This is a genomic window from Ralstonia pickettii (assembly GCF_000607165.1).
Taxonomy (GTDB): Bacteria; Pseudomonadota; Gammaproteobacteria; order Burkholderiales; family Burkholderiaceae; genus Ralstonia; species Ralstonia holmesii.
The window spans coordinates 98,600-110,909 of record NZ_JFZG01000004.1 but is presented as its reverse complement, the minus strand read 5'-3'; the positions used below and the strand labels follow the sequence as shown (position 1 = coordinate 110,909).

Below are 12,310 nucleotides of genomic sequence, written 5' to 3'. Positions count from 1 at the left end.
TTTGACATCCGAACTTTAGGCGGCTTGAATGACAGTTATGTGACAACACGAAAACTTCTCATAACTGAGCTGCAAGGCATGAAAGTCGACTCACGCGCATAAAAAAAGCGGCCCGGAGGCCGCTTTTTGACATATTTACTTGGTCTGGCAGCAACTTACTGCAACGTCGCAGCAAGGCGCTCCGCATGTTGGTTGGCCAGCTCTGCATCCTGCGCTTCCACCATCACGCGGACGACCGGCTCCGTACCCGACGGGCGGATCAGCACACGTCCCTTGCCATCAAGCTCGGCCTCGCTGGTCTTCAGCGCGGCCTGCAGGCCCGCGTGCGATTTCCAGTCGAAGCCCTTTTCGACCCGCACGTTGATGAGCTTTTGCGGGAACAGGCGCACGCCATCCAGCATTTGATCCAGCGTCTGGCCACTGCGACGCAATGCCGCAAGCACCTGGAGCGCCGAGATGATGCCGTCGCCCGTGCTGTGCTTGTCCAGGCAGAGCAAGTGGCCCGACCCTTCGCCGCCCAGCAGCCAACCATTCTTCTTCAGCTCTTCCAGCACGTAGCGGTCGCCCACCTTGGCGCGCACGAACTCGACGCCCTGCGCCTTGAGCGCCAGCTCCACGGCGAGATTGGTCATAAGTGTGCCGACCGCACCCGGCACCGTCTGGCCCGCCGCACGGCGCGCCTGCACCATCACATAGAGCAGTTCGTCGCCGTTGTAGAGGCGGCCATTGCGGTCCACCACCTGCAAGCGGTCAGCATCGCCGTCGAAGGCCAGGCCAATGTCGGCCCCGTGCTCGCGCGTGGCTTCGACCAACTTGCCCGGTGCCGTCGCGCCATAGCCGTCGTTGATGTTGCGGCCATTCGGCTGGTTGCCGATCGACACGACATCCGCACCCAATTCATGGAAGACGTGCGGAGCGATGTGATAAGCCGCGCCATGCGCGCTGTCCAGCACGACTTTCATGCCAAACAGGTTCAGGTCGCTCGGGAACGTGCTCTTGCAGAACTCGATGTAGCGGCCAGCGGCATCCTCGATACGACGGGCACGGCCCAGCGCGTCTGAGGCCGCGCACACCATCGGCTTTTCCAGCTCCGCCTCGATTTGCAGCTCGGTTTCGTCTGGCAGCTTGTCGCCGGTGGCGGAAAAAAACTTAATGCCGTTGTCGTAGTACGGATTATGTGATGCAGAAATCACCACTCCCGCCGACAGCCGCAGCGCACGCGTGAGATACGCCACGCCAGGCGTAGGCAGCGGCCCGCTCATCAAGACATCAACGCCGGCTGCGGTAAAGCCGGCTTCCAGCGCGGCTTCCAGCATGTAGCCCGACAGGCGCGTGTCCTTACCGATCAGCACAGTGGGACGGCCGTGGCCATGTGCTTCGCTGCCAAGGGCCAGCACACGGCCCGCCGCGTAGCCAAGGCGCAGCACAAAATCCGGCGTGATCGGGCTTTCACCGACACGTCCACGGATGCCGTCGGTGCCGAAATACTTCCTGGACATTGGGATCTCTCCTGGAGAATTCTTTCTTTGTTTGTAAGGCGCCGGCCGTCACCGGGCAATCCTCTGTTCGCTTGATCCCCAGCCGCGCGAGGCTGGGCGGCTGTCAGGCCAGTGGCGGATTTACGCGTTCATGACGCATGGCCCACCAGAGCTGAATCGATTCCACCGTCGGTTGTACGTCGTGCACACGCACGATGAACGCGCCCCGCTCTGCGGCCAGCAGCGCCGCCGCCACGCTGGCGGTCACGCGCTCGGCCGGCGGTTTGCCGCCCAGCACAGCGCCAAGCGTCGATTTGCGTGATAAACCGACGAACAGCGGCAAACCGATCCGATTGAACTCCCCCAAGCGATTGAGCATGGTGAGATTGTGATCCGGCGTTTTGCCAAAACCAAATCCCGGATCGAGCGAAATACGCTCGGCCGCCACGCCAGCAGCCATGAGCGCCTCCGTTTGCGAACGCAGGAAGGCCTCAACCTCGCCCATCAGGTCCGCATAGCTGGGCGCTTCCTGCATCGTTTCGGGATCACGCTGCATGTGCATGACGCACAGGCCCCCGTTGCCCTTGGCCACTGCCTCAATCGCGCCAGGCCGGCGAAAGCCCCAGATGTCGTTGATCAGATCGGCACCTGCATCCAGCGTGGCTCGCATCACCTCGGGCTTGTAAGTATCGATGGACAACGGCTTGCCACATTCGCGCAGCGCCTCGACGATGGGCATCACGCGGTCCAGCTCGGCCTGCAGGCTCAGCGGCTCGGCACCCGGACGGCTCGATTCGCCACCGATGTCGATCATGTCCACGCCTTCGGCGATCAGTTTCTCTGCATGGCGCAAAGCTGCATCGCGCGTGGCGTGCTGCCCGCCATCGGAGAACGAATCGGGCGTGACATTGAGAATGCCCATGACCAGCGGACGCCGATCGCGTGCATAACGGAAACGTCCGCACTGGAAGTGCGTTGTGGTGGGAATGGAAGCGGACAAGATAGATTGATGGAAATGCTGCGCAGGACCGGAATGCTACGCCAGGCACGCCAGAAAGCGCCAACAAAAAAAAGCCGGTGCGCTTGCACCGGCTCTTCTGCGTCGCTGCCAGAGCGACAAATCAACACGTCATCATCAGGCCGTGGCAGGCACGTTGCCCGGAGTTACACCAGCCGGCGTGCCACCACCCGGCGGAGTGCTGCCACCACCGGTCGAGCCGTAGCGCGGCGGGCGCGGCGGCTTGCCGTCCATGATGTCGTTGACCTGATCAGCGTCGATGGTTTCCCACTCGAGCAGCGCGGCGGTCATGGCTTCAACTTTCTCGCGATTCGCTTCCAGCAGCCCCTTGGCCAGGGCGTACTGTTCGTCCACGATACGGCGAATTTCCGAATCCACCTTCTGCTGCGTCGCCTCGGACACCGTCTTCGACGCCATGCGGCCGAAGAAGCCATCCTGTTCCGTATCGACGTAGACCATGGTGCCAAGCGCGTCGCTCATACCATAGCGCGTCACCATATCGCGGGCCATCTTGGTGGCACGCTCAAAGTCGTTCGAAGCGCCGGTGCTCATCGCACCCAGGAACACCTCTTCTGCAGCACGGCCACCGAACAGAATCGCGACCTCTTCGAGCATCGTATCTTTGTAGGCGTAGTGCTTGTCGTGCTCCGGCAGTTGCCACGTCAGACCGCCAGCCCAGCCGCGCGGCATGATCGTCACCTTGTGCACCGGATCAGCCTTCGGCAGCAGCTTGGCCACCACTGCATGGCCCGACTCGTGGTACGCCGTAGCGCGGCGCTCCTCTTCGCGGATCACGGCCGACTTGCGCTCCGGACCCATGTAGATCTTGTCCTTCGCATCTTCGAAGTCCTGCATGTCAACCACGCGCTTGTTACGGCGCGCAGCAAACAGCGCAGCTTCGTTAACCAGGTTGGCCAGATCAGCGCCAGAAAAGCCCGGCGTGCCGCGTGCCAGCACTGATGCATCAACGTCGTTGCCAATCGGCACCTTTCGCATGTGCACCTTGAGAATCTGCTCGCGGCCGCGGATGTCGGGCAGCCCCACGTAGACTTGGCGGTCGAAACGACCCGGACGCAATAGCGCCTTGTCAAGCACGTCGGCACGGTTGGTCGCCGCGATCACGATGACGCCCGAGTTGGCCTCGAAGCCGTCCATCTCGACCAGCATCTGGTTCAGGGTCTGCTCGCGCTCGTCGTTGCCGCCGCCCATGCCGGCGCCACGATGACGGCCGACCGCATCGATTTCATCGATGAACACGATGCAGGGTGCCTGCTTTTTGGCGTTTTCGAACATGTCGCGCACGCGAGCTGCGCCCACGCCGACGAACATTTCAACGAAGTCCGAACCGGAGATGCTGAAGAACGGCACCTTGGCTTCGCCGGCAATGGCGCGAGCCAGCAGCGTCTTACCGGTACCCGGAGGGCCCACCAGCAGTACGCCACGCGGGATGCGCCCGCCCAACTTTTGGAATTTCTGCGGGTCTTTCAGGAAGTCGACCAGCTCGACGACTTCCTCCTTCGACTCGTCACAGCCTGCCACGTCAGCAAACGTGACGCTGTTGTTGTTCTCATCGATCAGTCGCGCCCGCGACTTGCCGAACGAGAAGGCGCCGCCTTTTCCGCCGCCCTGCATCTGCCGCATCATGTAGAACCAGAACACGATGATCAGCAACGTCGGGCCGAGGTAATAAAGCGCGGTGAGAAGCACACCTTGCTCTTCTTCCGCCTTGCCGGTCACCTGCACGCCGTACTTCATCAGGTCGCCCACCATCCAGATGTCGCCCGGCGAGATGATGGAATACTTGTTGCCCTCGTTGGGTGTGACCAACAACGTACGGCCCTGGACCTCGACACGCTTGACTTTGCCGGCCTTCGCGTCGTCCATGAATTGCGAGTACGTCACACCCTCTTGGGTGCGCGGCTTGTCGAACTGCTTGAAGACGGTGAACAGCACCAAGGCAATCACCAGCCAGATGGCCGCCTTCTGAAACCAGTTGTTATTCAAGGCGAGACTCCTTTAGAAATGCCTTGACGGGATGCTTGGCATTGTAATGCACGGACACCGCCGCGGGTTGATTGCCCGCAAGACCGACGGCCCACCGTGCCAGCCGGGGGCCCCTTCCTGAGTATCGTCCGTCAGCCGGGATGCTTGAGTTGGCGGCCCAACAAGAATGTTTCGGACGATTTGTCGCGGGAGGCTTTAGGCTTGCGCGGCGCCACGATCTTGAAATGGCGCTTGAACATCTCGACGATCTGACTATAGCCGCTGCCGTGAAAACATTTGATCAGCAGCGCGCCCTCAGGTTTCAGGTGCGCCATAGCAAATTCCACAGCCAGCTCGGCGATGTGCTCCATGCGCGCGGCGTCTGCCGACGCCACACCTGAGAGATTGGGGGCCATATCGGACAAAACAAGGTCCACTTTGCCCCCGCCGGTGGCTTCCAGCACGATTTCCTCCAGTTGCCGGAAAACTTCATCCTCGCGGAAGTCGCCTTGGATGAAGGTGACGTCGGCGATGGCTTCCATCGGCAGGATGTCGATCGCGACGATTGCCCCATCGATACGGCCGTCCTTGGCGCGCGGTGAGGCGGCCAGCTTGTTGCGCACGTACTGACTCCAACTGCCCGGCGCGGCGCCCAGGTCAACGATGACCTGGCCCGGCTTGATCAGCTTGTCTTGCTCGTCGATCTCTTTGAGCTTGTAGGCGGCACGTGCGCGATAGCCTTCGCGCTGCGCCAGCTTCACGTACGGATCGTTGATATGGTCGTGCAGCCACGACTGGTTGAACTTGTTCTTTGCCATCGAATTGGTTGCAATTTCGCCCGAATGTAGCGCCAAACATGGCAGCCAGGACTGGTTTTGGCGGATAATACGCGCCGTTTGTCTCTTTGCGCGATCCCGCCCTTATTTATGCCCGCCCTTATCCTCACCCCTGCCCAACGATCGGAACTGCGCTCCGAAGCGCACGCGTTGAACCCGGTCGTCATCATCGGTGCGGAGGGCTTGACCAAGCCCGTTCTGGCCGAAATCGACCGCTCGCTGGCGGCCCACGGGCTGATCAAGATTCGCGTCTTCGGCGATGACCGCGAAGCACGCATCGAACTCTACGACACCATCTGCGCCCGCCTGCAGGCCGCCCCGGTACAGCACATCGGCAAGCTGCTGGTGATCTGGCGCGAAGGCCCGGCGTACCTGAAGGAAAACCAGCCGCGCGACCTCAAGCCGCCGCGCAAGACTACCGTGGGGGCCGGTCCGCGCTCGGTCACCGTGCGCAAGCCGAACCCGAACAGCGCACGCCGCCCGAAGCCCGTCCGCCTGAGCGTGCTCGGCAACGAGCGCGTCACGGCCGGTGGCAACGTCAAGCGCGCCAAGCCGCGTCAAACCAGCCAGAAAAAGAAGGCGCTGTCCTGATCCAATTCGGGGCTGCACACAAAACGACCGGCTTTTCAGCCGGTCTTTTTTTGGCCTTCAGGCGGCTTGCCGAACATCGGCTGCCTTCCAGATCAGCGCCAACCCCAACAGGCTCTGCAGCAGATAGAACACGCTCGATACACCGTGCAGCATGCCGAACTGTGCTCGGTAAGGCGAATCTCCCACCGCCATGCCGAGCGCATCGGCCTGTTCGCGAAGTGAAGCCATGAAAGGCTGGAGGCCGAAATAGCCCACCAGCACGCACAGCAGCATCGCCAGCACAAGCCAGCGCAGCCGGCGGTACCCGGCCTGACCGCGACGCACCAGCGCCGTGGCAGCGAGCAAAAGCAGACACCCTGTCGCCAGGCCGATCCACGCCTCCGCATGAAACAACCGGCCGGCAATCGAGCCGGCCAACTGGCGATCGTCAAGCATCGCAAACAGCGTCGGAGCGACGATGTAACCGATGGTCCAGAGCGAACCGCACCATACCGTGGCAAGCAACTGGAAGAAGCGCTGCGGCATGGCGTTGCCTCGGATCGGGTTAGAGGTACTTGACGGCCAGGACTTCGTACTCGCGTTCGCCGCCCGGGGCGACCACAGTGGCGACGTCGCCTTCGAACTTGCCGATCAACGCGCGAGCGATCGGCGAGCTGATCGAGATCTTGCCGGTTTCCAGATCGGCTTCGTCATCGCCGACGATCTGGTACGTGACGGGCTTGCCCGAATCCAAATCTTCCAGGTCAATGGTTGCGCCAAAAACGATGCGACCGTCGGCATCCAGCGAAGCCGGATCGATGATCTGCGCGGCGGACAGCTTGCCTTCGATTTCCTGGATACGGCCTTCGATGAAGCCCTGGCGCTCCTTGGCGGCATCATAGTCGGCGTTTTCGGACAGATCGCCCTGGGCACGCGCCTCGGCGATAGCGTTGACGACGGCCGGACGCTCCTTGGTCTTCAGACGTTGGAGTTCGTCTTTCAGCATCTCGGCACCGCGCTTGGTAATCGGAATGGTGCTCATCGTAAGTATTTCGGAATCACAAAAAAATCAGCCGCTGCGAAGCGGGAGGGCGCGTAGCGCACACCCGCCTGACGGCGGCTGTCGTTGTTTTGACACGGACGCTCTAGTTTAGGCGAACCGTCCGGAGGCGGCAACTGCCCCCTCTCCGTGCGGTCGCCGCGACGCTATGCCGCGTCGCGGGCCCTGACGATGGGCTTACTTACAGGGTCGCGTGCAGGCCCTGCAGGTCATACACGTCGAGGTGCTGCATGTGCTTCAGACCTTCCACCGCGGCACGAGCACCGGCAATGGTCGTGTAGTAGGTCACACGCTGAGCCAATGCTGCCTGGCGGATGGAACGCGAGTCAGCAATCGCAGCGCGCGTCTCGTCGACGGTCGTGAAGACGAGTGCGATCTCGCTGTTCTTGATCATGTCGACAATGTGCGGACGGCCGTCCTTCACCTTGTTCACCACGCGCACCGGAATGCCGGCGGCCTCAATGGCCGAGGCCGTACCGCGCGTTGCCACGATCGGGTAGCCCAGCGTATGCAGCGCACGGGCCACTTCCACGGCTTGCGGCTTGTCGCTGTCCTTGACCGTCATCAGCACGGTGCCCTTCTCGGGCAGGCGCGAACCGGCAGCCAGCTGGCTCTTGAAGAGCGCCTCGCCAAAGGTCTTGCCAACGCCCATCACTTCGCCGGTGGAGCGCATTTCCGGTCCAAGCACCGGGTCGACCCCCGGGAACTTGTTGAACGGGAACACAGCCTCCTTGACGCTGTAGTACGCAGGCACGACTTCCTTCTCGATGCCTTGCGAATCCAGCGACTGACCTGCCATGCAGCGAGCCGCAACCTTGGCCAACGAGACACCGGTCGCCTTCGAAACATACGGCACCGTACGCGAAGCGCGCGGGTTCACTTCCAGCACGTAGACGATGTCCTCGCCGTCCCTCTGCTGGATCGCGAACTGCACGTTCATCAGACCAACCACGTTCAGCGCCTTGGCCATCGCAGCAGTCTGGCGCTTGAGTTCATCAACGGTGGCTTGCGACAGCGAATACGGCGGCAGAGAGCAAGCCGAGTCGCCCGAGTGCACGCCGGCCTGCTCGATGTGCTCCATCACGCCGCCGATGAACACGCGCTTGCCGTCAGACAGACAATCCACGTCGCATTCGATGGCGTCGTTCAGGAAGCGATCGAGCAGCACGGGGCTGTCGTTCGATACCTTCACAGCCTCGCGCATGTAGCGCTCGAGGTCGCGCGGCTCATGAACGATTTCCATCGCGCGACCGCCCAGCACGTACGACGGACGCACCACCAGCGGGTAGCCGATTTCTTCGGCCAGCTTCAGTGCTTCGTCTTCCGCACGTGCGGTGCGGTTGGGCGGCTGACGCAGACCCAGCTCGTGCAGCAGCTTCTGGAAGCGCTCACGGTCTTCGGCCGCATCGATCATGTCCGGGGACGTGCCGATGATGGGCACGCCATTGGCTTCCAGATCCAGCGCGAGCTTCAGCGGCGTCTGTCCGCCGTATTGCACGATCACGCCGACCGGCTTCTCCTTGTCGACGATCTCGAGCACGTCTTCCAGCGTGACCGGCTCGAAGTACAGGCGGTCGGAGGTGTCGTAATCGGTCGAGACGGTTTCCGGGTTGCAGTTGACCATGATGGTCTCGTACCCGTCTTCGCGCAGCGCCAGCGCAGCGTGCACGCAGCAGTAGTCGAACTCGATGCCTTGGCCGATCCGGTTCGGGCCACCGCCCAGAACCATGATCTTCTTGTTGCTGGTCGGCTCGGCTTCGCACTCGCCGTGCTCGGCCTCATAGGTCGAGTACAGATACGCGGTGTTGGTGGCGAATTCGGCAGCGCAGGTGTCCACGCGCTTGTAGACCGGACGGACCTTCTCGGCGATACGCTTCTCACGCACGGCCTTGGAAGTCGTCTTCATCAGCTTGGCAAGGCGGCGGTCGGAGAAGCCCTTCTGCTTGAGCAGACGCAGCTCGGCAGCCGACAGGCTATCCAGCGTGCGGGCCTTGACCAGCGCTTCGGTCTTGACGATGTCTTCGATCTGCGCGAGGAACCACGGGTCAACCGCGGTCTCGGAGTAGACCTCGTCGATCGACAGGCCCAGGCGGAATGCATCGCCCAGGTACCAGATGCGGTCCGGACCGGCTTCGCCGATCTCTTCGATGATCTCGTCGCGGTCGGTGGACTTTTCGTCCAGGCCATCCACGCCGACTTCCAGGCCGCGCAGCGCCTTCTGGAACGATTCCTGGAAGGTACGGCCCATGGCCATCACCTCGCCCACGGACTTCATCTGCGTGGTCAGGTGGCTGTCGGCCTGCGGGAATTTCTCGAACGCGAAACGCGGCACCTTGGTGACCACGTAGTCGATCGACGGCTCGAACGACGCCGGGGTCGCGCCACCGGTAATCTCGTTCTTCAACTCGTCCAGCGTGTAACCCACGGCCAGCTTGGCAGCAACCTTGGCGATCGGGAAACCGGTCGCCTTCGAAGCCAGCGCCGACGAACGCGACACACGCGGGTTCATCTCGATCACGATCATCCGACCGTCCTGCGGATTGATCGAGAACTGCACGTTCGAGCCGCCGGTATCCACGCCGATCTCGCGCAGCACGGCCAGCGAGGCGTTACGCAGGATCTGGTATTCCTTATCCGTCAGCGTCTGTGCCGGGGCCACGGTGATGGAGTCACCGGTGTGGATGCCCATCGGGTCCAGGTTTTCGATCGAGCAGACGATGATGCAGTTGTCGGCCTTGTCGCGCACGACTTCCATCTCGTATTCCTTCCAGCCGAGCAGCGATTCTTCGATCAGCAGCTCGTTGGTCGGCGAGAGGTCGAGACCGCGCTTGCAGATCTCTTCGAATTCTTCGCGGTTGTAGGCGATGCCGCCGCCCGTGCCGCCCAGCGTGAACGACGGACGGATCACGATCGGGTAGCCGCTCGTGCCGGTTTCCTTGGCGATTTGCGACTGCACGGCCACGGCTTCGTCCATCGAATGCGCAATGCCCGACTTGGCCGAGCCCAGACCGATCTTGGTCATCGCGTCTTTGAACTTCTGACGGTCTTCAGCCTTGTCGATCGCCTCGGGCGATGCGCCGATCAGCTCGACGTTGTACTTCTTCAGCACGCCATGGCGATGCAGGTCCAGCGCGCAGTTCAGCGCGGTCTGGCCGCCCATGGTCGGCAGGATCGCATCCGGACGCTCCTTGGCAATGATGCGCTCGACCACTTCCCAGGTGATCGGCTCGATGTAGGTCACATCGGCCGTGTTCGGGTCGGTCATGATCGTGGCCGGGTTGCTGTTGACCAGGACCACCTTGAAGCCTTCTTCACGGAGCGCCTTGCAAGCCTGCGCGCCGGAGTAATCGAATTCACACGCCTGGCCGATGATGATCGGACCCGCGCCGATGATCAGGATGGTTTTGATATCTGTACGTTTTGGCATAACCCGCTCGATTCGATTAATTCAGTGTGGCCGTCGCCAGCTTGGCGGAAAAGCCGATAAACATGGCGCCGACGCCGCTGCTCATACCCGCAGACAAACGTCGTCGCGCGCGGAACGCCGCGGCCAGCCGCGCGCCCACGAAGATGATGGTGGTCAGGTACAGGAAGCTGCAGATCTGGCAGACCAGCCCAAGCACGACGAACGACACCACCGGCAGCGCGTAATGCGGATCGACGAACTGGATGAAGAACGAGATGAAGAACAAGATCGCCTTCGGGTTCAGCAGGCTGATGACCAGCGCTTTCTTGAACGGATGCGATTCGTCGGCCGGAGCCGCGCTTTGTTCGACAGACCCGCCGGCCTTGCGCGCGCGCCAATTGCGCACCGCGCCACGCAGCATCTGCAGGCCGATCCACGCCAGATACGCCGCACCGACGTACTTCACGACGTAGAACAGCGCCGGACTCGCCTTCAACAGCGAAGCCACGCCTGCTGCCGACAACACCATCAGGATGGCATCGCCCAGAAACACGCCACACGCGCCCTGGTAGCCCGCGCGCACACCGCGGCGGGCCGCCACCGACAGCACGTACATCGAGTTCGGCCCCGGCAGCAGCACGATGAAGATCGTGCCGAGCAGGAAGGTCCAGAACTCGGTGATGCCGAAGTGGGCGAGCATGAAAGCGTTCATGGCGATGCGATCTCGTTTGCTTTACTGCTTGGCTGCGTCCATCGCCGCGGTGAAGCGGTCAAACAGATACGCGATGTCGTGCGGACCGGGCGACGCTTCCGGGTGACCTTGGAAGCAGAACGCCGGACGGTCGGTCAGCTCGAAGCCCTGCAGCGTGCCGTCGAACAGCGAAACGTGCGTCACGCGCGCGTTGGCTGGCAGCGACTCCGGGTCCACTGCAAAGCCGTGGTTCTGCGAGGTGATGACCACGCGGCCATCCTGCAGATCCTTGACGGGGTGATTGGCGCCGTGGTGGCCGGTCTTCATCTTGAGTGTCTTGGCGCCCACGGCCAGACCCATGATCTGGTGACCCAGACAGATGCCGAAAGTCGGGAGGCGACGCTCCAGGAATTCCTTGGCGGCAGCGATAGCGTAGTCGCACGGCTCCGGATCGCCCGGGCCGTTGGAGAGGAACACGCCGTCCGGGTTATGCGCCAGCACGTCGGCCGCGCTGGTTTGCGCAGGCACCACCGTCACGCGGCAGCCGCGCTCGGCCAGCATGCGCAGGATGTTGAACTTGACACCGAAGTCATACGCGACCACGTGATACTTCGGGGCTTCCTGCTTGCCGTAGCCGCTGCCCAGCGCCCATTCGGTCTGGGTCCACTCGTACGGCTCGGTCACGGACACGACCTTCGCCAGATCCATGCCCGACAGGCCCGGGAACGAACGCGCGAGGTCGATGGCCTTCTGCACGTTGTCTTCGCCGGCGAGAATGCAACCATTCTGGGCGCCCTTCTCGCGCAGGATCCTGGTCAACTTGCGGGTATCGATTCCGGCAATGGCGACGACCTTCTCACCCTTGAGGTAATGCGAGAGCGAGTGCTCCTTGCGGAAGTTGGACGCGAGGATCGGCAGATCCTTGATGATGAGGCCGGCGGCATGGACTTTCGTGGCTTCGACGTCCTCACGGTTCACGCCAACGTTACCGATATGCGGATACGTGAGCGTGACGATCTGGCGCGAGTAGCTCGGATCGGTAAGGATTTCCTGATAGCCGGTGATGGCGGTGTTGAACACCACTTCGCCGATCGTATGACCGGCCGCACCGATGGAATAGCCACGAAAGACCGTGCCGTCTGCAAGCGCGAGGATGGCGGGCGGGAAAGACGGCAACACGGGTAGCTCCTGCTGGATTCACCCTGTGCCGACCTGATCACCTTGGCGCCGAAGCGGAATTCCGGCTGGGCGGAATCCGGGCCGTTTGC

The 12,310-nt window shown here is 62.3% G+C and carries 10 protein-coding genes; 1 reads left to right on the top strand and 9 read right to left on the bottom strand.

All coding sequences use genetic code 11. The annotated features are described in order from the left end of the window. Nucleotides 1-155 precede the first annotated feature (155 nt). The 4 genes from glmM to BG83_RS0103585 form a co-directional block, all read right to left on the bottom strand. Entirely contained in the window at nt 156-1,499 is a 1,344-nt protein-coding gene (gene glmM / locus BG83_RS0103600) for a phosphoglucosamine mutase (protein WP_024975437.1), read from the bottom strand. Nucleotides 1,500-1,602: 103 nt separating this feature from the next. Next, on the bottom strand, nt 1,603-2,466 hold the full coding sequence (gene folP / locus BG83_RS0103595; RefSeq protein WP_152543669.1) for a dihydropteroate synthase: 864 nt from the start codon (nt 2,464-2,466) through the stop codon (nt 1,603-1,605). Between the two features lie 147 nt (nt 2,467-2,613). Continuing rightward, nucleotides 2,614-4,500, bottom strand: a complete 1,887-nt coding sequence (gene ftsH / locus BG83_RS0103590; protein WP_024975435.1) for an ATP-dependent zinc metalloprotease FtsH — start codon at nt 4,498-4,500, stop codon at nt 2,614-2,616. Nucleotides 4,501-4,631: 131 nt separating this feature from the next. Continuing rightward, nucleotides 4,632-5,297, bottom strand: coding sequence for an RlmE family RNA methyltransferase (locus tag BG83_RS0103585; protein ID WP_024975434.1), 666 nt, complete (start codon nt 5,295-5,297; stop codon nt 4,632-4,634). Nucleotides 5,298-5,405: 108 nt separating this feature from the next. Here BG83_RS0103585 and BG83_RS0103580 point away from each other — a divergent pair, with 108 nt between their 5' ends. Further along, complete coding sequence (locus tag BG83_RS0103580) at nt 5,406-5,906, top strand: YhbY family RNA-binding protein (protein WP_024975433.1); 501 nt, start codon at nt 5,406-5,408, stop codon at nt 5,904-5,906. Nucleotides 5,907-5,963: 57 nt separating this feature from the next. On the opposite strand, the gene BG83_RS0103575 is transcribed toward BG83_RS0103580, so the two are convergent. From BG83_RS0103575 to carA, 5 genes are all read right to left on the bottom strand, one after another. After that, on the bottom strand, nt 5,964-6,431 hold the full coding sequence (locus tag BG83_RS0103575; protein WP_012435951.1) for a DUF4149 domain-containing protein: 468 nt from the start codon (nt 6,429-6,431) through the stop codon (nt 5,964-5,966). Between the two features lie 19 nt (nt 6,432-6,450). Continuing rightward, on the bottom strand, nt 6,451-6,927 hold the full coding sequence (gene greA / locus BG83_RS0103570; protein WP_024975432.1) for a transcription elongation factor GreA: 477 nt from the start codon (nt 6,925-6,927) through the stop codon (nt 6,451-6,453). Between the two features lie 199 nt (nt 6,928-7,126). Then, on the bottom strand, nt 7,127-10,372 hold the full coding sequence (carB, locus tag BG83_RS0103565; RefSeq protein ID WP_024975431.1) for a carbamoyl-phosphate synthase large subunit: 3,246 nt from the start codon (nt 10,370-10,372) through the stop codon (nt 7,127-7,129). A 16-nt stretch (nt 10,373-10,388) separates the two neighbouring features. Further along, the gene (leuE, locus tag BG83_RS0103560) at nt 10,389-11,063 is read right to left on the bottom strand and encodes a leucine efflux protein LeuE (RefSeq protein WP_024975430.1); all 675 of its coding nucleotides are present in this window, start codon (nt 11,061-11,063) and stop codon (nt 10,389-10,391) included. Nucleotides 11,064-11,084: 21 nt separating this feature from the next. Then, nucleotides 11,085-12,221, bottom strand: a complete 1,137-nt coding sequence (carA, locus tag BG83_RS0103555) for a glutamine-hydrolyzing carbamoyl-phosphate synthase small subunit (RefSeq protein WP_024975429.1) — start codon at nt 12,219-12,221, stop codon at nt 11,085-11,087. Nucleotides 12,222-12,310 lie beyond the last annotated feature (89 nt).

What these genes read in the sequence shown, in the direction of transcription:
- glmM (WP_024975437.1), bottom strand. Translation starts at nt 1,499, where the DNA reads ATGTCCAGGAAGTATTTCGGCACCGACGGCATCCGTGGACGTGTCGGT.
- BG83_RS0103585 (WP_024975434.1), bottom strand. Translation starts at nt 5,297, where the DNA reads ATGGCAAAGAACAAGTTCAACCAGTCGTGGCTGCACGACCATATCAAC.
- BG83_RS0103580 (WP_024975433.1), top strand. Translation starts at nt 5,406, where the DNA reads ATGCCCGCCCTTATCCTCACCCCTGCCCAACGATCGGAACTGCGCTCC.
- BG83_RS0103575 (WP_012435951.1), bottom strand. Translation starts at nt 6,431, where the DNA reads ATGCCGCAGCGCTTCTTCCAGTTGCTTGCCACGGTATGGTGCGGTTCG.
- greA (WP_024975432.1), bottom strand. Translation starts at nt 6,927, where the DNA reads ATGAGCACCATTCCGATTACCAAGCGCGGTGCCGAGATGCTGAAAGAC.
- carB (WP_024975431.1), bottom strand. Translation starts at nt 10,372, where the DNA reads ATGCCAAAACGTACAGATATCAAAACCATCCTGATCATCGGCGCGGGT.
- leuE (WP_024975430.1), bottom strand. Translation starts at nt 11,063, where the DNA reads ATGAACGCTTTCATGCTCGCCCACTTCGGCATCACCGAGTTCTGGACC.